This window comes from Streptosporangium subroseum (assembly GCF_900188345.1).
Classification (GTDB): domain Bacteria; phylum Actinomycetota; class Actinomycetes; order Streptosporangiales; family Streptosporangiaceae; genus Streptosporangium; species Streptosporangium subroseum.
The window spans coordinates 157,809-182,056 of the sequence record NZ_FZOD01000012.1 but is presented as its reverse complement, the minus strand read 5'-3'; the positions used below and the strand labels follow the sequence as shown (position 1 = coordinate 182,056).

Here is a 24,248-nt window from a genome sequence, read left to right as displayed (position 1 = left end):
ATGATCACCCGGATAAGCCTCGAACGACCGCCCTTGTGAGTGCGCGCCCGGCCATACCCGAAAGAGCCCGCGGCGTCCGGACCGGCCGTCGCTAGCGTGGGGTGATGACCTTCACCCCCGAATCCCCGGTCGCCCCCGAGTCCCTGGTCGCCCTCGCGGCCGAGGCGAGCGTGCGGGCCGGACGCCACGTGATAGAGCGCCGCAGACACGGCGTCACCGCCAAGGTCAAGGGTGCCGCGCACGACATGGTCACCGAAATCGACGCCGAGGCCGAGTCCCTGATCCGGGAGATGCTCACGGTGGGCACCGTCGTCGGCGAGGAGTCCGGCACCAGCGGGTCCGGAGACATCCGGTGGTACGTGGATCCGATCGACGGCACGTACAACTTCGCCCGGGGGGTCCCGCTGTTCGCGGTGTCCATCGGCGTCCAGATCGGGGAACGGATCGTCGGAGGGGCGGTCTACGACCCGGTCCGCGACGAACTCTTCACCGCCGTGAACGACGAGCTCCGGCTCAACGGCGGTCTCCTGGGAGTGGATTCGCCCGCGTCCTCGGCATCCGGCTCTCCGGCGCGTCCCACCGAGGCCATCGCGCCGGATTCGCTGCCGATGGTGCTCACCGACATCCCGACCGCCGGGCTGCGGGACGCGGCCGAGTTCGAGCTCTTCGCCGACCTCCTGGAAACGACGGACCTGCGCAGGATCGGCTCGTCGGCCCTGGCTCTGGCCTGGGTGGCTTGCGGCCGGGCCGATGTCACCGCCAACGCCGACGTGTTCGTCTGGGACGTCGCGGCGGGCCGGGCGCTGGTGGCCGCGGCCGGCGGTGGATTCACCGGTGTGCCGGGCGAGCCGGGCACCGAGCGGCGCACGGGATTCGTCGCCTGGAGACCGGGCTTCGCCGAGTTGGGCGGGCGCATCGCGGCGGGGCTGGCGACCTTCGCCCACCTGTGTCCGGAACTCGCCAACCGTCTAGCGAGCCAGGGCGCACCGAGGCTTTGATGCGGTTATGACTTCAACGCCCGTCGAAAATGCGGGGACCGCACACCTGAACGTCGCGATCTTCGTGGGCAACGAGCTCCTCCAACGCGGACTTGAGACGGTTCTGCGCCATCTGCCCATCGTGGGCCGGATCCACCAGTGCGCAAGCCCCGCCCATGTCGAACGGCTGATCGCCGACGACGACCTTGACATCGTGATTCTGACCAGTTCGTGGGCCCAGCCGGTGGAGCGGGGCACCCGGGTCAAGATCCTGATGCTCCTCGACGAGACGCAGGCGAGAAACCCGGCCTTCGCCGCGGCGCTGCGCAGCGACGGGTTCCTGATCCAGCAGGAACTCACCGCCGACTCTCTCGGGGACACCCTGCGCCGTATGGCGGCCGGGGAGATGCCGATCCCCGCCCGGCTCGCCCGGGAGTTGCTCTCTCACGCGGCCGTGCCCGCCGCACTGCCCGCCGGCCGCCGCCAGGTCAACCTGACCCCCAGGGAGAGCACAACACTGGACCTGCTCTCCGAGGGCCTGAGCAACCGGCAGATCGCCAGGAAGCTGTCCATCTCCGAGCACGGGGCAAAACGGCTGGTAGCCAGCGTGCTGCTGAAGCTCGACGCGCCCAACCGGACGACGGCGGTGGTGACCGCCATCAAGATCGGCATGATCGAATGCACGTGAATTGCTAAAAAATTCTATTAAATGGAAACTACTCAAAGTAGGTGAAAACGATTTATAGTGCTCCAAAGTTAGGATAATTGACCTTCCGCCCTTTAAACGGCAGGATCACTCCTGTTACCTCACCGTTGGTTTCCGGTCAGAAGAATATTCTGGCTGCCGATCCGCGATATTGCTGAGGAGGCGGTTGATCTGGATGCTCGGCCGGGAAAAGCATCGCAGTTGGACATCACTCGATTCCTGGCGTCGGCTCCTCGCTGGAGCGTTCCCCTGATCATCTCGAGTGCGCTGGTGGGAATCGCCTCCGGAACCCTCATGGTCGTCATCGGATCCGGGCCGAACGGCACGACATTCCCCGCCACGGTGCTGGTTCTGGGCTGGTCCTTCGCCGGGTGCGGCGTCGTGCTGATCCAGCAGCCGCCGGGACGCCGGATCGGCATGCTCTTCCTGCTGACCGGTGTGGCCTGGACCCTGCGCGGGCTGCTGTTCCTTCCCCCCGGGATAGCGCAGACCGTGGCGACCATGGTGCACGCGCTACCGGTGACCTTTCTCGTGCACGCGGTCATACTGTCGCCGGGCGGAGAGCGACGCGACCTGCTGGGACGCGGCACGCTCGTCCTCGCCTGGCTGCTGCCGTTCACCCTGGCCCCCGACTACATACTCGGTGACCGGGACCCCAGCGAACCGTGCATGACCTGCCTGTCGCTGGACCCGGGCATGTTCACCTCGCCGGTCCGCATCATCGCCCACCTGCATGTGGCGCTTCTGGCGGGTGCGCTGCTGTGGGTGGTCGTCCGGCGCTGGCACCGGGGCAGGGGTTCGGAGCGTTTCCTCTGGTCGATGAACGGCATGGCCTCGATCATCGCCCTCCACATGGCGCTGGAGACCGTCGCTCCCGCGGTCCTCCCCCCGAACCTGGTCCAGGCCGCGCGGCTGCCGTTCAACGCGCTGGGTGTCACCTTCCTGGTCATGCTGCCGCCCGTCGTGGTCGCGGGACTGCTCTATGTCTGGCTGGACCACGCGAGCCGGGAACGCGACCATCTACGCCGCGACGCGCACGCCCGCACCGCGGCGGCACTTCACGCGATCCAGCGGGATCTGCACGACGGGGCGCAGTTACGAATGCTCAAGGCCGCGATAGCGGTGCGCCTGGCACGCACGAACGCGGCCGAACCCGCCGTCGTCCGCTCGCTCGACACGGCCGTGGAAGAACTTCGCGAAGCGATGGAGGACCTGCGCAGGCTCGCCGCGGGCAACGCCTCGGAGGTGCTGCGCCTGCGGGGGCTGCCGGCCGCCCTGGAGCGCCTGGCCACCGGCTCGCCCGTGCCCGTCACCCTGTACTGCGAACCGATGCCCGACCTGTCGCCCGATGTCGGGCAGGCCATCTACTACGTGGTCTCCGAGGCTCTGACCAACGTGGCCAGGCACGCCCAGGCACAGTCCGTTCTGGTGACGTGCCGGGTCACCGGGGGGAACCTGGTGGTGGAGATAAGCGACGACGGGATCGGCAACGCCGTCCCGGGAGAGGGGCACGGCATGGGCGGGATGGCCCAGCGAGCCAAACTGGCCGGCGGTGAATTCGAACTGAGCAGTCCTCCCGGCGGCGGCACCACGGTCAGGGTGGTGATTCCGTGCGTGTCATCATCGCCGACGACACTGCGCTGATCCGGGCGGGCACGGCCGCGCTGCTGCGGCAGGCCGGCATCGAGGTCGCGGCCACCGCCGCCGACGCCACTGCACTGCTCGATCTGGTCAGGGCACACGATCCCGACGTGGTCATACTCGACATCCGGATGCCACCCACCTTCACGAATGAGGGAGTCGTCGCGGCGCAGCGGATCCGGGCGGAGTTTCCCGGCAAAGGGGTTCTCCTGCTCTCCCTGCACCTCGATCTCGACTATGCCCTGGAGATGGTGAACTCCGGAGAGGGCCGGTTCGGTTACCTGCTCAAGGAGCGGCTGCTCGACATCGCCGACCTCGTTCACGCGCTGCACCGCATCGCGGCCGGGGACGCGGTCATCGATCCCTCGATCGTCCAGGCACTCATGACGCGCCAGCGCGCCGCGCACACCGTGGGGCGGCTGACCGCCCGCGAACGCGAAGTGCTCGGGCTGATGGCCGAGGGGCTCACCAACCAGGCCATCGGCGAGAAACTCCATCTCAGCCGCAGGACCGTGGAAGCGCATGTCACACGAATCCTGGAAAGGCTGGACATTCCCGTTGAGGAGGGGGTCCATCGACGAGTAATGGCCATTCTCGCCTTCTTCGATTCCCGGTGACTCTGGGTATCGGGGTGGTTATAGGGAAATTCCCCCTCGATCAGGGGGATATCACGCTACTGCTGGAAGGATGTCACCTTCTAGGCTGAAGGTGCACCACGGAGCAAAGATGTACAACGGGGAGATCGAATGCTGGCACAAGCACCTGCGCGAAGCCGCAATCACCAGGTCGCGACATGGCTGGACATCTGCAAGGAACGGGGACTCATCAACGAACTCCAGGTGGAAGTACTCCGCCTGCTGGCCAGCGGCCTGACGGACGACACCGTCGGCAAGAAGTTGGACATATCCTCCCGCACGGTCCAGCGCCATGTTTCCAGGGTGATGGTCCTGCTGGGCGCCCGGAGTCGGCTGGAACTGGGAATCCTGCTGGCCGCCAGGGTCCCGACCCACTAGTCGCGACCTCGATCATCGATCGCCGGTCGCCGGGGGCGACCGGAACGATCATGATCGAGCGTCTCCGGCTCGATCGGCTCATGGATCCGCCAGACAACCTCGGTCGGCTCATGGATCCGCCAGACAACACAGAACGAGCTTCCGCGGATCGGAGCGGGTGGCAAGCGGCCGAGTGGGTGGCGATCGCCATCCTGCTCAAGGGGTTCGCGGGGATCCCGATCCTGTGGGGCATCCTGGTCACCGGGGCCGTCACGCTGGTCCACATCACGGCCGGCGGCCTGTGGGCGGACATGCTGACCGACTTCGGGCAGTTCATCAGCCGGGTCATGATCGCCATGTTCATCGCGATCATGACCCGGCTGGACGGCGTCGCCACACTGTGGACGATGTGGGACAAAGGGCGTCGTCCTGAAGATCGTCGTGGACCTGGTCGCGGCCACGATGGGGCCGATCTCCATCCCGCTGATGCCGGGCATGCCGCCCTGGTTCAAACGGAGCGGCCCGACCGCGGCGATCGCCTCCTGGGCCGCGGGCCTGACCGTCTGGGCCTACGTCAAGTGGATCGTCGAATCCACGGACACCGCGATGGTGGTCGGCGTCCCGCTGGTCACCTCGCTGGTCCTCTACGTGGCGATCGGGCTGCTGAAGCCGGAGAACCGCGAGGACAGCGACGCCCTCGTCGACTCCCTCGGCAGCGACCCGGAGGCCGAGCGAGCCACCGCGACCGTCTGACGCCCGCCGTCCAGCCGCGGAAGACCCGGCCCGACCGGATCCGAGGGGCCGGGTCCCGGCCGGATCCGGGCCTGGGGGTCGGAGCGGGTCCGGATCCGGGGTCAGGACGGGAGAGACCAAGATCGGGGGGTCATGACCGGGGGTCGTGACCGGGAAAGGGAAAAGGGGAAGGGACCGGGGCTCACCCGGTCCCTTCCCTCACGCCTACTTGTCGGATTCCATGATGCCGCCGTTGGCCACGTCGGACTTCTCGATCTCCCAGTAGACGATGCGCACCGACTCGCGACGGGCCTTCAGGATGTCCACGGCCGCCTCGGTCACCGCGGCGACGAACTCACGGCGCTGGTCGGGCGTCCGGCCGGACAGCAGTTCAACGGTGATATTCGGCATACTGAATCCTCCAGGCTCACAATGTTGCATAACATGAGACCACATTCCATTACATGAAACAAGGAGCCGTCATGGACGTGGTCGTGCTGGGCGAGCCGCTTGTGGAGTTCTCCGCGGATCACGCCCTGCCCGAGGCCCGGACGTTTCACCTGTCCTTCTCCGGTGACGCGCTCAACGCCTCGGTGGCCGCCGCCGCGCAGGGCGCGCGCGTGGCGCTGGTGACCCGGGTGGGGACCGACGAGTTCGGCGAGCGCCTGATCCGCTTCGCCGACGGGCACGGTGTGGACTCCCGCTGGATGGTCCGGGGCGAGGGCTCGACGGGCGCCTACGCGGTCGGCGCGGACCCGTCGGGTGAGCGCGCCTTCGTCTATCTCCGGCACGGCAGCGCCGCCTCGCGCATGGGCCTCCAGGACGTGGACCGCTCTCCCGTGACCACCGCCCGCGTGGTCCTGCTCAGCGGCATCACCGCCGCGATCTCCGACTCCTGCGCGGAGGCCGTACGGCATGCGGCCAAGTCCGCCTCCGGGCGGATCGTCTACGACCCCAACTTCCGCGCCCGCCTCACCACCGCCCGGGACGCCGTCTCCGTCCTGCGTGACATCGCCCGGCACGCCTCCCTGGTCAAGATCTCCTGTCCGGGCGACAGCGGCCCCCTCTTGGAACTCACCGACCCCTACGAGGTCGCCCGCGCCTGCCTGGACATGGGGGCCGCGGCCGTCGCCGTCACCCTCGGGGAGAACGGCGTGCTCCTGGCGGAGGGAGACGGCGAACCGGTGCTGATTCCCGCCTTCCGCGCGGAGCTGATCGTCGATCAGACGGGCGCCGGGGACGTCCTGGCCGGAACGGCCTGCGCCTTCCTGGCACGGGGCTCGTCACCGGCCGACGCCATCAGGGCGGGCATGGCCGCCTCGGCCATCAGCCTCTCGGGCCGGGGAGGCACCGGACGGCAGGCGACGCCACAGGAAATCGAGAACCTGCTGCGGTCATGACCCACGACTGAGAACGGAGCCGCTCCGCCCCGGAGAGGAACTCGGACCGCGCGGGATCGAGAACCCGCCGCACCGGGCCCCCGGGAAGCGGAGCGGCCCCGTCCCGGGCAAGGACCCCGGACCACAGAAGATCAAGAACCCGCCACACCGAACCCGCAGGGAAGCGGAGCCGCTCCGCCCCGGGAAAGGACCCGGACCGGCCGGAAGCCTGCCCCGTGTCGGGGGGTCAACGCCGCGGCCTGCTTGACGCGTCAGCGGTTGAGGACGGGGTCGGGGGCGCCGAGTGCGAGGGAGACCTCGCGGGCGGCGGCGACGACGTCGGGGGCGAACCGCTCGAGGTCCTCCATGCTCATGTCCATCGCGAGGCCGGAGATGGAGATGCCGCCGAGCACCTGACCGGTGTGGTCGAAGACCGGGGCCGCGACGCAGAGGATGCCGGGGAGGTTCTCCTCGTCGTCCAGCGCGTAGCCGCGGGCACGCACCTCCACCAGATGGGCCAGCAGGCCCTCCACGGTCGTCAGGGTGTTGGGAGCCGCGGAGGGCAGGCCCGTGCGGTCGACGATGGAGCGGACCTCGTCGGCCCCGAGCTGGGCGAGGACGGCCTTGCCGATCGCGGTGCAGTGCAGGCGCAGGCTCATCCCGATGCGCGAGGGCATCTGGTACGGCCGGCGCCCCTCGAGCTTGTCGACGTAGACCGCCTCGTCGCCGCTGCGGACCGCGAAGTGCGTGGTGTAGCCGATCCGGTCGTGCAGGGCGCGCAGCGCCTGGGAGGCCTGGCGGGCCGGGTCGAACCGGTTCATGACGCGGCCTGCCAGCGTGAGGATCCGGGGGCCTGGCTCATAGCCCCCGTTCCCGTCGGTCCGCGCGAATCCCCATTCGACGAGCGACTGGAGGATGCGATGGACGGTCGACTTGGACACCCCCGTCGCGGCGGCGATGTCCGTCACGCGGTGGTGCTCGGCGATCGCCTCCAGCACCGCCAGCGCCTTGTCGATAGAACTGCCTTCCCTGACCACGATCGTGAGCCTACTGGTCAGCGTGCCAGCCAGCCCCCGTCAACCGCCAGCAGATGGCCGTTGACGTAGTCGGAGGCACTGGACGCCAGGAAGACGGCGGCCCCCACGAGGTCCTCGGGATCGCCCCAGCGGCCCGCGGGAATGCGGGCCCTGATCTCGGGCTCCCGCACCGGGTCGTCCCACAGCCGCTCGGTGTTGCCGGTCTTGATGTAGCCGGGGGCGATCGCGTTGACCTGGACCCCGGAGGCCGCCCACTCGCAGGCCAGGGCGCGGGTGAGCCCCGCGACGGCGTGCTTGGCCGCGGTGTAGCCGGCGACGTTGACGCCTCCCTGGAAGGACAGCATGGAGGCGATCGTGATGATCTTTCCGGATCCCCGGGCCAGCATCCGCGCCCCGATGGCCTGGCTGAGCAGGAAGATCGCGTCGAGGTTGACGTCGAGCACCTCGCGGAAGGCGGCGTAGGGGTGCTCGGCCGCCGGCGCCCTGCGGATGATCCCCGCGTTGTTGACCAGCACGTCGATCCGGCCCAGCCGCTCCGCCGCCTCGGGGATGCGCCCGGGGTCCGACAGGTCGAGGATCCACCGGGAGACCTGCCTGCCGGTCTTGCGCACCTCGGCCTCGACCTCGTCCAGGTCGTCGTTGCGACCGTGCAGGACCAGGTCGGCTCCCGCCGTCGCCAGGCCCACCGCGAGGGCCCGCCCGATCCCGGTCCGCGCGCCGGTGACGAGCGCGGTCCTGCCCTCAAGGGAGAACATCAGCGCATCTCACCGATCGCGACCTGCTCCATGTCCTCGAAGGCCTGGTTCTCCCCGCCCATGGCCCAGACGAAGGAGTAGTTCGACGTGCCGAAGCCGCAGTGCACCGACCAGGGGGGCGAGATCACCGCCTGGCGGTCGGCGATCACCAGGTTCCGGGTCTCGTCGGGCCGCCCCATCAGGTGGATCACCCGATGCTCCGCCGGCAGGTCGAAGTAGAGGTAGACCTCGGTCCTGCGCTCGTGCGTGTGGCACGGCATGGTGTTCCACATGCTGCCGGGCTCCAGCACGGTCACGCCGAGCACGAGCTGGCAGCTCTGGATGCCCTTGGCGTGGATGTATTTGTAGATCGTGCGGTCGTTGGACCCCTCCTGGCCGCCCAGCCGTACGGGCTCGGCGTCCTCCAGCCCTGCCCTGGCCGTCGGGAAGCCGGCGTGCGCGGGGGTGGAGACCAGGTAGAACGCGCCGTCCTCGAAGAGGACCTCGCGGGCCCCGCGGCCGACGTACAGGCACTCCCTGTGCGCCAGCGGGTACGGCGTGCCGTCCACGGTCACCACGCCCGCCTCGCCCACGTTGACCACGCCGAGCTCGCGCCGCTCCAGGAAGTATTCGGACCTGAGCGGATCGGGACTGTGCAGCGTCAGCGGCCCGTCCTCGGGCAGGGCTCCGCCGACCACGATGCGATCCTCGTGGGAGTAGAGCAGGCGGATCTCCCCGGACACGAAGAGCTGCTCCGCCAGGAACCGGCCGCGCAGCCAGTCGGTCGTCGCGCCGGGAATCTGGTCGGGCGCCGTGGCGTGCCGTACCTCCATTGACCCTCCATTGTTCTATTACATGAAATGACAAGCTGCTACATAGAACAATGCGAGCATACAACGGCCCCCCTCCCCACGCACCCCGGAGGCCCGGACGGCTGACGCCGTCCGGGCCTCCATGTGCACTCCGGTCCCGGTCCCGGCCGGAACCGGCCTCCCCCGTGCACCCCCGCCATGGCCTGAGCCGGCTTCCCCTGCGCGCTCCCGCCATGGCCTGAGCCGGGCCCCGCTCTCCGTGCGCGCTCCCGGCCACGGCCCGGCTTTCCGTGCCTCCCCGCCCCGCCTGGAGGACGGGGCGAGAAGACACGGGGCTTTTTTCGCCGCCGCGATGATGGCGGCTGGTCGCCCACGTGGACCAGCCGCCGGTTCGACCGGGAAGAGCCCCACTCTCCCGGTTCGCGGCGATGGTGGCATCGGGTGCCGCTCTCTGTCCGCGCCGCTCCTCTCGACCCCCGATTGATCGGTGCCCGTTCGCACATCAATGCGCTTAATCCACCGAAATTCGGCACAGACACTGACATTGTTCGGCATAGGCTTAGATTCTGGGAACCTGCAAGGTTCCAGGGTGCTGCGGAGGCGCGACAAATGCAGACGGTCCTCCTTCAGGCCGAGGTGCCAGGCTCGGGGCCGGCTGTCATTGAGCTTTCTCCGGGCCGCGAGGCCACCTTCGGGCGCGGAACGGTGAATGCCCCGGTCGACTTTCCACTGGATCACCCCGGAGTTTCCCGGCGAGCCGGGATCATCCGGGCCGTTGAGGACTACTGGCTCCTCACCAACCTCAGCCGCGATTCGACCCTGGTCGTGGAGAACCCCGAGGGCGGAGGGGAGTTCCTCAAGGTGGCCCCGGGGCGGGTGGCGGCGCCCATACCGTTCGAGTTCGCCCGCGTGGTGCTCCCCGTGGCGGACGGACCCTGTTCTTTTCTGGTCTTCGCCTCGCAACACAGTTTTGTCGACTTCGACACGCCCGAAACCCAGGCGGTCGGCGAGCCGACCATCTCTGGATTTCCCGTGGACGAGTCGGCGAAATACTTTCTCGTGCTGGTCGCGCTCTGCGAACCACGCCTGCGCGACTGCTCGTCCTCGGTCATCCCGACGGTGCCGGAAGTGCTGGAACGACTGCGCGGGGTCCCGGACGGGGTGGAACTGACCCGGGCCGCGGTCAACTTCCACATCGACTACCTGGCGCGCACAAAACTGCGCGTCAAGCCGCTGTCCGGTTCACGCAAGGCGGACTGGCAGCGCGCCGCGCTGGTCTCCATCGCCCTCCGCTTCGACCTGGTGAGAGAGGAGCACCTGAGCCGGCTGAACCCGTGATCACGGCTCGTACGCGGCCCGGTTCTTCCGCACGCGCTCGGCGTAGGCCCGAAAGCGCGCGGGGACGCCCTTCGCCTCGCGGACCACCTCTCCGGAGGAGCGGAACGCCACGGCCCCCAGCAGCCCGGGGTCCCCGGGCACCCCGGTCAGCAGCGGCAACCGTACGCACAGGTAGCGGCCGACCGCGGGGATGCTGACCTCGGGCGGCAGCGGCGGGGGGAGGATGGTGCCCCTGATGGCGGGGGGTAGGTAGAACTGCAGCACCGACGGCGTCCAGCGCGCGATGCCGTACTCGTCCTTGGCGACGTCGGACAGATTCGGATCGAAGTCGCTCTCCGTTTTCAGCATCCCGGCGATCAGCGCCGGGCTCAGGCCCGGCTCGGAGCACATGGTGCCGGCCTCGACGATCAATGCGCGGTACTGCGGGGGGATGTCGGAACCGGTGCGCAGCCATCGCCCGAACGGGTCGGCCACGGACGGGGAGACCGTCCCCGCCCCCGAGACGCCGGCCAGCATCAGAAGTGCCAGGGCCGTCACCCCCGCCGTCCGGCGGCGCGCTCGCCGGAGCGGAACCTCGACCGCGCCGGCCAGCATCCGTGCCCGGTAGAGCTGAAGGGCCGCGCCGGGCCGGGACCTCGGATTGGGCGCCAGGCAATCGCTCACCCAGGAGCGCCAGGCCTCGGGCAGGGAGGCCGGGAGCGCCAGAGGCCGATCACCCGCCGCGTACTCGGTGGCGGCCACGTAGCGCGCGCGAGCGGTCGGGGCGCTGAAGGGGAGGTGGCCGGTGAGGAGCTGACAGGCCGTCACGCCCAGCGCCCAGATGTCGGCCGAGGTCCATACCGCGTGTCCCCGTTCGCTCAGCGGCTCACCCCAGCGCTCCGGGGGGACGTGGTCCACCGATCCCGCCGGGGGAAGGTAGCCGTGGGTCCCGTCGAGCTCCGTGGCCAGGCCGAAGTCCGCGAGCCGCACCGAGCCGTCGGCCATCATGAGCACGTTGTTCGGCTTGAGGTCCCCGTGCACCCACCCCGCGGCGTGCATGTGCGCCAGTCCCTCGCAGATCTCGGCGATCAGCCTCGGCGCGTCGGGAACCGGAGTCCCGCTTCCGATCAGGTCGGCCAGCGACCGTTCGGCCAGGTCCATCACCAGAACGCACGCGCCGTCGAGCTCGGGGTTCTCGGCGTCGTCGACGACGAGCGTCTCCCGCAGCCGGACCAGGCGGGGGTGCTGGAGGCTGCGGTGCAGGCGTATCTCCCGCTGCGTCATGTCCTGGAGGTGCCGCAACTGCCGTCGCGTGACGGTGCCGGTGGGAAGGAACTTCAACGCCGAGCGCGTCTCGCCTTCTCCTTCTCGCCGTCCCTCGTAAACGCTCGCCCAGCTCCCCGTGGCGATGGGCCTGCCGACCTGCCAGTCACCGACTCGGTATCCCCCGGGGACACTGACCGCCCATCCCTCGGTGCCGCCCATCGGTCTTCACACCTTTCCGCCCTCAGGGAACGACCACATATGGCTTCTTAAGATATTTATGGATGTTTACACCAAATGATCTAGGCTGGACAATCGAACGGTCAGACTCTTTTCTCATCCGGCCGAAATTCCGTGCTTTCCCGGTCGACCGAAATCCCGGGCGGTGGGAATCGGCCGCGGGTCATTCGTCAGGTCACCAGATGCCGCCGAGCTCACGGGTGCAGAAGACGCCGCCGACAAGGGCGTGTACGGGGTCGGCGGGGTCGGGTTCGCCGTGATCGGCGATCAGGGAGGCGGCGTACGACTCCGCGTCGTCCTCGGGGTGGTAGCCGATAGCCCGGCCCTCCTCCAGCGACCACCAGCGGCGGGTGTTGGCCGAGACGCCCCACACCACGTGGAAACCGTCTGCGACGAGGGACGCCTCCACCAGCCGGGCGCCGTCTCCGGGTGAGAGCCAGGTCGACAGCGCCCGGGTGTCGACCGGGCGCTCGGCGCAGGAGCCCAGCCGCATCACCACGACGTTCATGCCGAACCGGTCGTGGTAGAGGCTGCCGAGCGCCTCGGCGGCGACCTTGCTGACGCCGTAGAAGGTGTCCGGCCTGGGGAACAGATAGTCCGGCGCGCCACCCGGGGTCTCGGCGTCCGGCGCCTGCGCCATGCCGGACGACTGCGCCGCCGTATCGGAGGATTGCGCCATACCGGACGGCTGCGCGGTGCCGGACGGCTGCGCGGCCGTCTCGGAGGGCCGCGCCGTATCAGGCGGACGTACGGTGCCGGAGGGCTGCGCGGGGGTCGGCGTGCGGGGGTGGAAGCCGACCGCGTGGTGACTGCCGGCCAGCACGACCTGCCGGATCCCCGCCTGGCGGGCCGCCTCGAGCAGGACGTAGGTGCCGTGAATGTTCACGTGGAGGGTGTCGGCCCACGGGCGCTCTCGGCTGAGCCCGCCCAGGTGGACCACCGCCTGCACGTCCTCCATCGCCGCCCGGACCGCGGCCTCATCGGTCAGGTCGGCCGTGACGGCCTCCTCCCCGGGACCGGGGTCGATCGGGACGAGATCGAGCAGGCGCAGTACTCGGCCCGGCCGCGCGAGGCGGGGCCGGAGCATGGTGCCGACGATTCCGGCGGCGCCTGTAACGAGAACACGCATGGTCATCTCCTCCGTAGTGCTTGACATCGTCGCTCATCATCCACAAATCGGACGAGATTCACATCCATGAACATCATTCAGTGAAGCAAACCGTTGACTGTGATCTGCATCACTGACTACCTTCTGCTGGACAGGTGCCACATCCACATAAGTCATCCACATATGTGAACAGGAGGCGGTCTGATGTCACGTCGTCTGCTCGGGGTCCCCGTTGCCGTGGCCATGACCATGGCCATAGGACTGGCGGGCTGCTCGTCAGCGCAGAGCTCCGACGAGGGGCTGGAGATCTGGATCCGCCAGGTCCCCGCGTCCGACTCGGCGAAGACCGCCGACAAGCTGGCGGCGGCGTTCACGAAGGCCACCGGGATCAAGGCGAAGGTCGTCGCGCTCTTCGACGACTTCGAGACCAAGCTGCAGCAGCAGGCGGCGCAGAAGAAGCTTCCCGACATCGTCATCAACGACACCGCCCAGCTGGGCAACATGCAGCAGCAGGGCTGGCTGCGCGAGGTCGACAAGACCAAGCTGGCCGGTGCGGACAAGATCTCGGAGCAGGCCTGGAAGGCGGCGCAGGCCGGTGACGGCAAGTTCTACGGGACGCCTTTCTCCGCCCAGGCGTTCGCGCTGATCGTCCGCTCGGACTGGCGGAAGAAGGTCGGCCAGGAGGTCCCCCAGAGCTGGGACGACCTGGCCAAGCTGGCCAAGGCGTTCACCGACGACGACCCGGACGGCAACGGCGCCAAGGACACCTCGGGTTTTGTCATCCCCGCGACCACCACACGCGGGTACGCGTCCTGGTACGCCTCATCGCTGATCTACGCCAACGGCGGCGAGTTCCTCAGGCCCACCGGCGGGGGCAAGTTCGCGCCGGGGATGGCCGATCCGAAGGCCGTCGAGGCCGTGAAGTGGCTGCAGGACCAGTTCTGCACCGCGAAGACGGTCAACCCGGGCGCGGTCAGCAACGACACCACCGTCACGCACGAGGTGTTCGAGAAGGGCCAGGGCGGCATCTACCTGGTCGGCCCCTACGTGCTGGCCAGGTTCGTGACCAACATCGGAACCGACAAGATCGAGGTCATCCCGGTTCCCAAGGGCCCGTCCGGCGGTCCCGGCACCCTCGGCGAGGGCGAGAACGTCTACATGATGGCCGGCTCCGGCGACGAAGCCGCCCAGCAGAAGTTCGTGGACTTCGCGGTCTCCCCCGAAGGCCAGCGGGTCGGCATGAACGGCGACGCCCCCGGCCCCATCGTCCGCCTGCCGATCAACAGCGGGGTGGACCTCGCCGCCGAACGGAAGGACCCGCGCTGGAAGGTCTTCCAGGACGCCTACAAGGACGCCGAATACAGCCAGCCGGTGCCCAACTGGACGCCGTTCCGGCAGATCTCCGCCGACGCGATCAACACGGTCTGGGCCGACTGCTCCGCCGACGTCACGGCGGCGATGACCGCACTCGACGGCAAGTTCACCCAGGAACTGCAGACCCAGCACGCCTCATGACCACGACTCTTCCGTCCGGACCGACGCCCCGGCAGGGGCCGGGGCGTCGGTCCGGGACTCTGACCGCCTGGCTCTTCCTCGCCCCCGCGCTGCTGCTGTTCCTCTACTTCAAGTTCATCCCCATGTTCGAGGGCCTGCGGATGAGCTTCTTCGAGGTTCGCCCGTATCTCGGCGACGAGTGGGTGGGCACGGACAACTACCGCACGATCCTGTCCGACGGCGCGTTCGTCAGCGCCATGTGGCACAGCACGGCGCTGGCGCTGGGGACCACGGTCGGCTCACTCGTCCTGGGCCTGCTGCTCGCGCTCCTCATCGAGGGCAAGGCCCGGTATCTGTGGTTCGTCAGGACCGCGGCGTTCTTGCCCGTGGTGACGACGATGGCCGCGGTCGCCGAGGTCTGGCGGATCATGTATCACCCGGGCGACACGGGAATGCTCAACACCATCATCGGCTGGCTGGGCATCGGCCCGCAGCCGTTCCTGGCCAGCGAGGACTCCTCCCTGCTGTCGATCATGGGAATGGGCATCTGGCGCGGCACGCCGTACGACATGATGATCTTCCTTGCCGGGCTGGTCGGGGTGGACCGCACGCTGTACGAGGCCGCGGCGGTGGACGGCGCGTCCACCTGGCGGCGGCTGCGGCACGTGACGCTGCCGGCGCTGCGCCCGGTGTTCTGGATCCTGTTCACCCTGGCCGCCATCCGGGGCCTGCGGGTGTTCGTCGAGGTCTACGTCCTCACCAACGGCGGGCCCAACGGCTCCAGCGAGGTGCTGATGACACTGATCTACAAGCTCGGCCTGCAACGAGGCGATCTCGGGGTCGCGGCCGCGGGATCGATCGTGCTGTTCGTCGCCACGCTGCTGCTGACCCTGCTGGTCCAGTTCCTGCGCAGGAGGCAGCCGAAATGAGACTCGACACCGCACTCGGCCTGGAGGACAGGCGCGGACCGCTCGCGATCATCGTGAAGACGGTGCTTTACGGGGGCATGGTCATCGTCTTCACCGGGCCGCTGGTGGGGCTGCTGGTCAGCGCCTTCGGCGAGACGCTCGACCCGACCGGCTTCTCGATAGTGCCGGACGGCTTCACCCTGAAGAACTTCTTCCGGGCCGGCGAGATGGGCGTCTACGGCTACCTGCTCAACTCCTTCGTGGTGGTCGGGTTCGGACTGCTGCTGCAGATGCTGGTCAGCGTCTTCGCCGCCTACTCCCTGGCGCGCAAGAAATTCAGGGGCATGACCATCGTGCTGCTGATCATGCTGGCCACGATGATGCTCCCCGAGGAGGTCATCATCATCCCGCTCTCGGTGGTGCTGGCCGACGTGCCCCCGTTCCATCTCGACTTGATCGGCTCCTACGCGGGGATGATCCTGCCGGTCGGCGCCTGGGGCTTCTCCATCCTGGTCATGACCGAGTTCATGAAGGAGGTGCCGGTCGAGCTGGAGGAGGCCGCGCACATCGACGGGGCGGGCGAGCTGCGGACGTTCTTCACGATCATCCTGCCGCTGTGCAGGCCCGCGCTCGGTGTGATCGGCGTGTTCGGTTTCACGATGATCTGGGACCAGTACCTGCTTCCGCTGATCGTGGCCACGGAGTCGAGCCAGTGGACGCTGCCGATCGCGCTGAGATCGCTGCGCGCGGACGAGGAGTCCGGCATCGGCGTGCTGCTCGCGGCGTCCCTGCTGGCGCTGCTGCCGTCGATCATCGCGTTCCTGATCTTCCAGCGGCAGTTCATGCGCGGCCTGACCAGCGGCGCCATCAAGGGTTAGGGAGCCTCATGCGTCCGCTCCCACCCGCGTCCTCACCCGCATGCCTGTCCGGGGCCTCACCCGCATGCCCGTCCGCGTCCTCGCTCACGCACTCATCCACGCATCCGTCCACGCACCCGTTCATGCTTCCGTCCGCACACTCGTCCACGTGCGTGTCCATGTATATGGATGGCATCCAATATCCTGACCGCCATGGCACACGTCCACGGAGATGGGACCCGCATGGAGCCGTCGCTGGTCAAGTCCGCGGAGCGGGCGGTCCGGATCCTGGAGACCCTGGCCGCCTCACCGGTGAAGCTCAACCTGTCCGAGCTGCAGCAGCGCGTGGGCTATCCACGCAGCAGCCTGCACGCCCTGATGCGCACGCTCCTGGAGCTGAAGTGGATCGAGGCGGACGAGGTCCGCTCCGCGTACGGCATCGGCCCGCACGCGCTGCTCACCGGCACCGCCTACCTGGACAAGGATCCCGCGCTGCCGCTGGCGCAGGAGACCCTGGAGGACCTGCGTGCCGAGATCGGGCGCACCGTGCACTTCGCCCGTCGCGACGACGCACATGTGCTCTACCTGGCCAGTCGCGAGTCCCGCGAGGTGCACCACGTCATCCCGCGTGTCGGACGGCGCCTTCCCGCCCACGTGACCGCGCTCGGCCAGGTCCTGCTGGCGGAGCTCACCGACGACGAGGTGGCCGCGCTGCTGCCCAGTCCTCTTTCCCCGATCACCGACAACACGATCGTCGACCTCGCCGTGCTCACCGCCGAGCTGGACCGGGTGCGCACGCGCGGCTGGGCCTTCGAGCACGAGCAGGGCACCCCGGGCGTGGCCTGCGTGGCCTGCGCGGTGGACTACCGCATCCCGGCCACCGACGCGATCAGCTGCTCCATGCCCTCCGACCTGCCACCCGGCGAGGTCGAGAAGATCACCGAAGCGGTGGTCAGGCACACGCGCAAGCTCTCCGCCACGCTGCGCCGCGAGGGTATCCGCTGACCTTCTTCCACCGGGCGACCTCTCCCCCGGCCTTTCCCCGTCCCCCGGCCTCTTCCCGCCGGAGGACCTCTCCTCGTCCCTCGACCTCCTCCCGGCGGGTGACCGCTTCCCGTCTCCCGGACTCCCCCCACCGGGTGACCTTCTCCCTGACCTCTCCCCGCCGGGATCGGGCATGAGCGTGCCCGGAAGCGTCGGCCTCGGCCTTCCCGCTTCCTCCCGGTGGGCGAAACAAGTGAACGACCGCGATGACAAGGGTGGGACATGCGTCTCAATGGTGTTCTCTTCTTTCCTGTGACGCCCTTCGGGGCCGACGGCGACGTGGCGGAGGAGGTGCTCGCCAAACATGTCGGCCGAGGGGTCGAAGCCGGGGCCGGAGGTGTTTTCACCGCCTGTGGCACCGGCGAGTTCCACGCCCTGAGCCTCGACGAGTACGCCCGCGTCGTCTCCGTCACCACCACGACCGCCGCCGGCCGGGTGCCCGTGTTCGCCGGGGCGGGCGGCGCGCTGCCCTTCGCCCAGGCATGCGCCGAGGCCGCCGCCGCGAACGGCGCCGACGGCCTCCTGCTCCTGCCGCCCTATCTGGTCGGCGCCCCGGCCGACGGTCTGGTCCGCTACGTCCGCGAGGTGGCCGCCACCACCGACCTGCCGATCATCGTCTACCACCGGGGCAACGCCCGCTTCACCCCCGCCGCGGCGGCCGAGCTGGCGGACATGCCCAGCGTGATCGGCATCAAGGACGGATTCGGCGACCTCGACCTGCTCCAGCGGATCATTCTGACCGTGCGGCGGACGACGAGCCGCGAGTTCACCTTCTTCAACGGCCTGCCCACGGCCGAGATGACCGTCCCCGCCTACCGCGGCCTGGGCGTCACGCTCTACTCCAGTGCGGTGTTCTGCTTCGCCCCCGAGGTCGCGCTGGCCTTCAACAAGGCCGTGACGGGAGGCGACGACGAGCTCGTCCAGCGGCTGCTCACCGACTTCTACCTGCCGCTGGTCGAGCTCCGCGACCTGGTCCCCGGATACGCCGTGGGCCTGGTCAAGGCCGGGGTACGGCTGCGCGGCCTCGACGTGGGCGGCGTCCGCGCCCCCCTCACCGACCCCACCCCGGAGCACCTCGCCCGGCTGGAACGCCTGATCACGGCCGGAACGGAGATCGCGGGATGCTGATCAAGGAGATCCGGGTCACCCCCGTCGCCTTCCGTGACCCGCCCCTGCTCAACGCCGCCGGCGTGCACGAGCCGTGGGCGCTGCGCACGATCGTCGAGGTCGTCACCGACGAGGGACTGACCGGCCTCGGCGAGACCTACGGAGACCTGGGCCACCTGGAGAAGGTCCGGGCCACGGCCCGCGAACTGCTCGGGCTGGACGTCCACTCCACCAACGAGATCTACGCGCGGGTGAGCGCCTCGGTCGGCGAGGCCGTCACCGACCTGCACGGGCTGACGGGCGTCGCGACCAGGGAGAAGAGCGTCGACCGGGTCTTCTCCCCCTTCGAGGTCGCCTGCCTGGACATCCGGGGAAAGGCCATCGGGCGCCCGGTGTCGGACCTGCTCGGCGGCTCGATCCGGTCCGCGGTGCCGTACAGCGCGTATCTGTTCTACAAGTGGGCCGGGCATCCCGGCGAGCCCGCGGACCGCTTCGGCGCCGCCCTGGATCCGGCGGGCCTCGTCGAGCAGGCCCGGCTGCTGATCGGTGAGTACGGTTTCCAGTCGATCAAGCTCAAGGGGGGCGTGTTCCCTCCCGAGCAGGAGATCGAGGCCACCCTCGCGCTGCGCGACGCCTTTCCCAATCATCCCCTGCGCCTCGACCCGAACGCGATGTGGTCGCCGGAGACCTCTATCGAGGTGGGCCGGGCCCTGAGCGGAGTGCTGGAGTATCTGGAGGATCCGACCGGCGACATCGGCCCCATGGCCGAGGTGGCGGCCGAGGTGCCGATGCCCCTGGCCACCAACATGTGCGTGGTCACCTTCGAACACCTGCCACCCGCCATCCGGCTCGGCGCGATCGGGGTGCTGCTCTGCGACCACCACTACTGGGGTGGCCTGGTCCGCTCCACCCAGCTCGCCCGGCTGTGCGAGACGTTCGGCATCGAGCTGTCCATGCACTCCAACTCCCATCTCGGCATCAGCCTCGCCGCGATGACCCACCTCGCGTCGACGATCCCCAACCTCGCCCACTCCTGTGACACCCACACCCCCTGGCAGGACGGCCAGGACGTGGTCGCCCCCGGCGCCCTGCGTTTCGTCGACGGCGCCGTGCCGGTGCCCACCGGACCGGGCCTGGGGATAGAGCTGGACCGCGACGCGCTGGCCGTGATGCACGAGCAGTACCTCAAATGTGGCGTCACCGCCCGCGACGACACCTCCTACATGCGCCGTTTCGACCCGTCCTTCTCGGCGGCCAGACCCCGCTGGTGATCTCCCGCGCCCACGGCCGTGCCCGTTCCGGAACGGGTACGGCGGGACAATCCCCTCCACCCACGGCCATAACTGTCCTCCGATCCGGAGCGGGTACGGCGGGGCTATCTCCTGCGCCTGCGCCGTGCCCGCTCCGGAGCGGCACGTCGGATGATCTCCTCCGCCCGAGACCGTGCTCACTCCCCAATTCGGGGCAGGTACGGCGGACGGTGCGGCATCGCAGGGATCACCCGCATCGCCGTACGGCGAACATGTGAGGACACGACATGAATGTGATCTACGCCTATCCCTGGGACGTCCTCGGCGACCCGGCCGCGCCCGCCCGGCTCGCGGCCCTGGGCGTGGACGCCGTCGCGCTGGCGGCCTCCTACCACTCGGTCCGGGCGGCCACCCCGTTCCATCCGACGCATCGGCTCGTCGACGCGCGTGCCGCCTGCTACGTGCCGGTGCGCCCGTCCGCCTGGACCGGCCGGCTGGTCCCCGCCACCCCGTCGTGGACCTCGCCCGACGCCTTCATCCGGGCACGGGACCTACTGCGGGCCGAGGGCCTGGCCGTGCACGCCTGGGTGGTGCTCACGCACAGCTCCCCCCTCGGCTCTGCCGACCCCGACCTGACGGTCCGCAACGCCTTCGGCGACACCTACCCCTACGCGCTCTGCCCCTCTCACCCCGATGTCGCCGACTACTGCCGCACGCTCGTCAGAGAGATCGTCGAGCTGGGCGAGCCGGACGCGGTGATCCTGGAGGCGTGCGGCCCGATGGGCTTCCGCCACGGCGGCACGCACGAGAAGACCGACGGCGCCGACTGGAGCCAGGTCCAGGCCGACCTGCTCTCCCTGTGCTTCTGCGCGGCCTGCGCGGGGCGATACCCGTGGGGGCTCGCGCCGCTGGTGCGGGCCGGGGTGGACGGCTCTCCGGACTCGGTCGAGGACGCGCTGGGCGACCTGGCGCCCGCCGTACGAGAGGTGCGGACCGGACTGTCCGAGGAGCTCCAGCGGCTGGTCATCCCGGAGGCGGGCGCGCTCCCGGTCACCCTGCACGCCAGCCCCGACCCCTGGGCGACGGGCTCGTTCGCCTGGGCCGGACCGAAGGACCCGGTGCGGACGCTCGTGGGCAGTTGCTGGGGCGACGTCGAGCCCTCCGCGGAGAAGCTGGCCCGCCTGCGCGCCCTCGCCTCACCCGGGACGCGTATCGGCGCCTACGTGCTCGCGCTGCCCCCGCGCCCGGCCGACCCGGTCCGGATGCGCGAGGAGATGGACCGCTACGCGAGTGCGGGCGCCGAGGAGTTTCACATCTACCACGGGGGCCTCGCCTCGGCCGGCCGCCTGCGCGCCATCACCGACGCCCTCGCCGCACGGCGATAGGACGGACGTACGGCGGTGAGAAACATCACCGGCGTCCTCACCGTACGGCGGCAAGGACCAGCGGCGGTGCCCTTACCGCGCGGCGGTTCTTATCGCCGGCACCCTCGCCGTGCGGCGATGGGAACCGCCGCACGGCGAGAAGGTGTCAGACCTCGATCACCACGGGGATGATCATCGGGCGGCGACGGTAGGTGTCGCTCACCCAGCGCCCGACGGTCCTGCGGACCACCCGGCGAACCTGCTGGACGTCCACCACCCCGTCGGCCGCGTTGTCCTGCAGGGCCCTCTCGACCTCCGGCAGGATCGCGTCGAACATCGACGGGTCGATGCCCGATCCCCTGGCGTGGATCTCCGGACCGCCGGCGAGCTTGCCGGTGGCGGAGTCGACCACGATGACGACGGAGATGAAGCCCTCCTCGCCCAGGATGCGACGGTCCTTCAGGGCGAAGTCGGTGACGTCGCCCACCGAGGTGCCGTCCACGTACACGTAACCGGCGGGGACCGCACCCACGACCTTCGCGCGGCCGTCGAACAGATCCACCACGACGCCGTCCTCGGCGATCACGATGTGGTCCTCGGGCACCCCGGTCAGCGCGGCGAGCTTGGCGTGCGCCCGCATGTGCCGCCACTCGCCGTGCACCGGCATGAAGTTGGACGGCCGGGTCACGTTGAGCAGGTAGAGCAGCTCGCCCGCGGCGGCGTGGCCGGAGACGTGCACCTTCGCGTTGCCCTTGTGCACCACGCGGGCGCCCCAGCGGACCAGTCCGTTGATCACGTTGTTGACCGAGGTCTCGTTACCGGGCACCAGCGACGACGCCAGCAGCACGGTGTCACCCTCGGCGACCCGGATCGGGTGGTCGCGGTTGGCCATGCGCGACAGCGCGGCCATCGGCTCGCCCTGCGACCCGGTGCAGATGAGCACCAGGCCCTCCGGCGGATAGGCCTCGAGGTCCTTCGGGTCGATGATCAGACCCGGCGGAACCCTCAGGTAGCCGAGATCACGGGCGATGCCCATGTTGCGCACCATGGAGCGGCCGACCAGCGCGACCTTGCGGCCGTGGTGGTCCGCGGCGTCCATGACCTGCTGGACGCGGTGGACGTGGGAGGCGAAGCTCGCCACGATCACACGCTTCTCCGCGGTGCGGATCACCTCGTCGATGACCGGCGCGATCTCCCGCTCGCTGGTGACGAAACCCGGCACCTCGGCGTTGGTCGAGTCCGACATCAACAGGTCGACGCCCTCGGCCCCGAGCCGGGCGAACCCGCCGAGGTCGGTCAGTCGCCCGTCGCTGGGCAGCTGATCCATCCGGAAGTCGCCGGTGTGCAGCACGATGCCCGCGGGCGTCCTGATCGCGACGGCCAGCGCGTCCGGGATCGAGTGGTTGACCGCGAAGAACTCGCACTCGAAGGGCCCGAACCGGTGCCGCTCTCCCTCGACGACCTCAAGCTTGGTCGGCTGGATGCGATGCTCGGTGAGCTTCGCCTCGATCAGCGCGAGCGTCAGCTTCGAACCCACGAGCGGGATGTTGCGACGTTCCCGGAGCAGGTACGGCACGGCGCCGATGTGGTCCTCGTGCCCGTGGGTCAGCACCACGGCCTCGATGTCGTCCAGACGATTCCGGATGTATTCGAAGTCGGGCAGGATCAGGTCGATGCCGGGCTGGTCGGGCTCGGGGAACAGTACCCCGCAGTCGACGATCAGCAGGCGGCCGTCGTATTCGAACACCGCCATGTTGCGGCCGATCTCGCCGAGACCGCCCAGCGCGACGATGCGCAGTGCGCCCTCGGCCATCGCCGGCGGCGGCCCGAGCTCGGGGTGCGGGTGACTCATTCGGCCACACCTCTTTCATACGTCGTGCACGCGTCAGCGGACTTCCCGGACGGAAGGACTACGCCCTCGCCCAGCACTCCGTCCCCCAGCGGACCGCTATGTCCTCTGTCTCTCAAACTCCCGTTCCTCTCCACTGCGGCCACTGACGGCCGCCACGTTCTTTCTCGTACTTGCTTACGCACCAAATTCGTCGGACAGCTTCACGCCGCCCGCGATCAAGTCTTCGCGCAGTCGCCCCACCTGCTCTTCTGTGGCTTCCACCAGCGGCAGTCGCGGCGGTCCCACAGGCTGCCCCACCAGGGCCAACGCCGCCTTCGCCATGATCGCGCCACCGGCCTGCGCCATGATTCCGGAGATCACCGGAAGCAGCCTGCGATGAAGGGCGAGCGCGCCCGAGACGTCTCCCGAGCGGTACAGCTCCACCATCGCGGCGATCTCGGCGCCCACAACGTGCCCGATCACACTGACACACCCCGCGGCCCCGACCGAGAGCCACGGCAGGTTGAGCGTGTCGTCGCCCGAGTAGAAGACCAGTCCGGTGGCCACCATCACCTGCGACCCGGCGAACAGGTCGGCCTTGGCGTCCTTCACCGCGATGATCCGCTCGTGGCGGGCAAGCCGTACCAGCGTCTCGGTCAGGATCGGCACGCCACTGCGACCAGGAATGTCATAAAGCATAACCGGCAGGTCGGTGGCGTCCGCCACGGCGGTGAAATGGCGGAAGAGCCCCTCCTGCGGTGGCTTGCTGTAGTAAGGCGTCACCACCAGGAGACCGTGGGCCCCGGCGCGCTCGGCGCTCTTGGCCAGCTCGACGCTGTGGTGGGTGTCGTTGCTGCCGGCTCCCGCCACGACCACGGCGCGGTCGCCGACCGCTTCGACGACGGCACGCAGGATGCGCTCCTTCTCGTCGTCGGAGGTCGTCGGAGACTCACCTGTCGTGCCACTCACGATCAGGCCGTCGTTGCGCTGCTTGTCCACCAGGTAGGTGGCCAGGCGCTGCACTCCCTCGTAGTCGACCGAACCGTCACTGGTGAACGGCGTGACCATGGCGGTCAGCATGCGGCCGAAGGGGGCGTCGGAGGTTCGAATTGGCGCTGCCATAGACCGAACGCTACCTGGATCCATGGAAACGGTAGACCCCGCCACCCCGCCTAGCCTCCGTCCACCGATGACCCAAAGAGCGAATATTCCCCCATGCAGCCCTCTACACACCGTACAGGCGGATATAAGACGCCGGAGCGGCCCGCTCGTTGATCTTGGTCTGCTCGGCGGATCGTGCTCTCACCTGCCCCTGCCACCCCGGGGACACCGCGCCGGAGGCCCGTGAGAACGAGGCGATCGACCGGCCGGTTCTTCCCGCCGTCACCGCCCGAGGCCCCAGTAGAAGCGGCGGCCATCCGGACGACGCGAATGTCCCCGCCGCACCGCCAGAAC

23 protein-coding genes are annotated in these 24,248 nt (G+C 69.1%); 15 read left to right on the top strand and 8 right to left on the bottom strand.

What is annotated here, in order from left to right; genetic code table 11:
* Positions 1–104 precede the first annotated feature (104 nt).
* The 6 genes from CHC08_RS15320 (at position 105) to CHC08_RS15295 (ending at position 5,069) form a co-directional block, all read left to right on the top strand.
* On the top strand, positions 105–998 hold the full coding sequence (locus tag CHC08_RS15320) for an inositol monophosphatase family protein (RefSeq protein ID WP_089207937.1): 894 nt from the start codon (positions 105–107) through the stop codon (positions 996–998).
* 7 nt (positions 999–1,005) lie between these two features.
* Entirely contained in the window at positions 1,006–1,665 is a 660-nt protein-coding gene (locus CHC08_RS15315; RefSeq protein ID WP_089207936.1) for a helix-turn-helix transcriptional regulator, read from the top strand.
* Positions 1,666–1,884: 219 nt separating this feature from the next.
* Complete coding sequence (locus CHC08_RS15310; RefSeq protein ID WP_089207935.1) at positions 1,885–3,327, top strand: sensor histidine kinase; 1,443 nt, start codon at positions 1,885–1,887, stop codon at positions 3,325–3,327.
* The gene (locus CHC08_RS15305; RefSeq protein ID WP_089207934.1) at positions 3,294–3,941 is read left to right on the top strand and encodes a response regulator transcription factor; all 648 of its coding nucleotides are present in this window, start codon (positions 3,294–3,296) and stop codon (positions 3,939–3,941) included. Before CHC08_RS15310 ends, CHC08_RS15305 begins: the two co-directional genes overlap by 34 nt.
* A 129-nt stretch (positions 3,942–4,070) precedes the next feature.
* Entirely contained in the window at positions 4,071–4,337 is a 267-nt protein-coding gene (locus CHC08_RS15300) for a helix-turn-helix domain-containing protein (protein WP_089207933.1), read from the top strand.
* Between the two features lie 420 nt (positions 4,338–4,757).
* Positions 4,758–5,069, top strand: coding sequence for a hypothetical protein (locus CHC08_RS15295; protein WP_089207932.1), 312 nt, complete (start codon positions 4,758–4,760; stop codon positions 5,067–5,069).
* Between the two features lie 204 nt (positions 5,070–5,273).
* Here the strand turns inward: CHC08_RS15295 and CHC08_RS15290 are convergent, their stop codons facing one another.
* Positions 5,274–5,459, bottom strand: a complete 186-nt coding sequence (locus CHC08_RS15290) for a tautomerase family protein (protein ID WP_089207931.1) — start codon at positions 5,457–5,459, stop codon at positions 5,274–5,276.
* Between the two features lie 71 nt (positions 5,460–5,530).
* On the opposite strand from CHC08_RS15290, the gene CHC08_RS15285 reads away from it, so the two are divergent.
* A complete protein-coding gene (locus CHC08_RS15285) occupies positions 5,531–6,448 on the top strand; it encodes a sugar kinase (RefSeq protein ID WP_089207930.1) in 918 nt (305 codons plus the stop codon).
* Positions 6,449–6,699: 251 nt separating this feature from the next.
* Here CHC08_RS15285 and CHC08_RS15280 read toward each other — a convergent pair whose 3' ends face one another.
* The 3 genes from CHC08_RS15280 to kduI are packed head-to-tail and all read right to left on the bottom strand — an operon-like array spanning position 6,700 to position 9,031.
* Entirely contained in the window at positions 6,700–7,464 is a 765-nt protein-coding gene (locus tag CHC08_RS15280) for an IclR family transcriptional regulator (protein WP_089207929.1), read from the bottom strand.
* A gap of 17 nt (positions 7,465–7,481) precedes the next feature.
* Complete coding sequence (locus CHC08_RS15275; protein ID WP_089207928.1) at positions 7,482–8,219, bottom strand: SDR family oxidoreductase; 738 nt, start codon at positions 8,217–8,219, stop codon at positions 7,482–7,484.
* Complete coding sequence (kduI, locus tag CHC08_RS15270) at positions 8,219–9,031, bottom strand: 5-dehydro-4-deoxy-D-glucuronate isomerase (protein WP_089207927.1); 813 nt, start codon at positions 9,029–9,031, stop codon at positions 8,219–8,221. The genes CHC08_RS15275 and kduI overlap by 1 nt, the downstream gene beginning before the upstream one ends.
* Positions 9,032–9,619: 588 nt before the next feature.
* Between kduI and CHC08_RS15265 the strand changes: the two genes are divergently transcribed.
* Entirely contained in the window at positions 9,620–10,348 is a 729-nt protein-coding gene (locus CHC08_RS15265; protein WP_089207926.1) for an FHA domain-containing protein, read from the top strand.
* On the opposite strand, the gene CHC08_RS15260 is transcribed toward CHC08_RS15265, so the two are convergent.
* A complete protein-coding gene (locus CHC08_RS15260; protein ID WP_089207925.1) occupies positions 10,349–11,812 on the bottom strand; it encodes a serine/threonine-protein kinase in 1,464 nt (487 codons plus the stop codon).
* A 193-nt stretch (positions 11,813–12,005) separates the two neighbouring features.
* Positions 12,006–12,959, bottom strand: coding sequence for an NAD-dependent epimerase/dehydratase family protein (locus tag CHC08_RS48260; protein ID WP_143653229.1), 954 nt, complete (start codon positions 12,957–12,959; stop codon positions 12,006–12,008).
* A 183-nt stretch (positions 12,960–13,142) separates the two neighbouring features.
* Between CHC08_RS48260 and CHC08_RS15245 the strand changes: the two genes are divergently transcribed.
* The 7 genes from CHC08_RS15245 to CHC08_RS15210 all read left to right on the top strand — a co-directional run bounded on the left by CHC08_RS15245 (position 13,143) and on the right by CHC08_RS15210 (position 20,983).
* A complete protein-coding gene (locus CHC08_RS15245; protein ID WP_089207924.1) occupies positions 13,143–14,453 on the top strand; it encodes a sugar ABC transporter substrate-binding protein in 1,311 nt (436 codons plus the stop codon).
* Positions 14,450–15,361: a carbohydrate ABC transporter permease gene (locus CHC08_RS15240; RefSeq protein WP_089207923.1), complete on the top strand. Its 912-nt coding sequence runs from the start codon at positions 14,450–14,452 to the stop codon at positions 15,359–15,361. Before CHC08_RS15245 ends, CHC08_RS15240 begins: the two co-directional genes overlap by 4 nt.
* Positions 15,358–16,218, top strand: a complete 861-nt coding sequence (locus CHC08_RS15235) for a carbohydrate ABC transporter permease (RefSeq protein WP_089207922.1) — start codon at positions 15,358–15,360, stop codon at positions 16,216–16,218. The genes CHC08_RS15240 and CHC08_RS15235 overlap by 4 nt, the downstream gene beginning before the upstream one ends.
* A 192-nt stretch (positions 16,219–16,410) precedes the next feature.
* Positions 16,411–17,202, top strand: a complete 792-nt coding sequence (locus tag CHC08_RS15225) for an IclR family transcriptional regulator (protein WP_245878331.1) — start codon at positions 16,411–16,413, stop codon at positions 17,200–17,202.
* Between the two features lie 261 nt (positions 17,203–17,463).
* Positions 17,464–18,369, top strand: coding sequence for a 5-dehydro-4-deoxyglucarate dehydratase (locus tag CHC08_RS15220; protein ID WP_089207919.1), 906 nt, complete (start codon positions 17,464–17,466; stop codon positions 18,367–18,369).
* Complete coding sequence (locus CHC08_RS15215; RefSeq protein WP_089207918.1) at positions 18,363–19,619, top strand: glucarate dehydratase family protein; 1,257 nt, start codon at positions 18,363–18,365, stop codon at positions 19,617–19,619. Before CHC08_RS15220 ends, CHC08_RS15215 begins: the two co-directional genes overlap by 7 nt.
* Positions 19,620–19,885: 266 nt before the next feature.
* Complete coding sequence (locus CHC08_RS15210; RefSeq protein WP_089207917.1) at positions 19,886–20,983, top strand: hypothetical protein; 1,098 nt, start codon at positions 19,886–19,888, stop codon at positions 20,981–20,983.
* A 145-nt stretch (positions 20,984–21,128) separates the two neighbouring features.
* Here CHC08_RS15210 and CHC08_RS15205 read toward each other — a convergent pair whose 3' ends face one another.
* Positions 21,129–22,814 carry a ribonuclease J gene (locus tag CHC08_RS15205; RefSeq protein ID WP_089207916.1) on the bottom strand — a complete coding sequence of 562 codons (1,686 nt, stop codon included), beginning with the start codon at positions 22,812–22,814 and terminating at the stop codon, positions 21,129–21,131.
* 174 nt (positions 22,815–22,988) lie between these two features.
* A complete protein-coding gene (gene dapA / locus CHC08_RS15200) occupies positions 22,989–23,915 on the bottom strand; it encodes a 4-hydroxy-tetrahydrodipicolinate synthase (RefSeq protein ID WP_089207915.1) in 927 nt (308 codons plus the stop codon).
* Positions 23,916–24,248 lie beyond the last annotated feature (333 nt).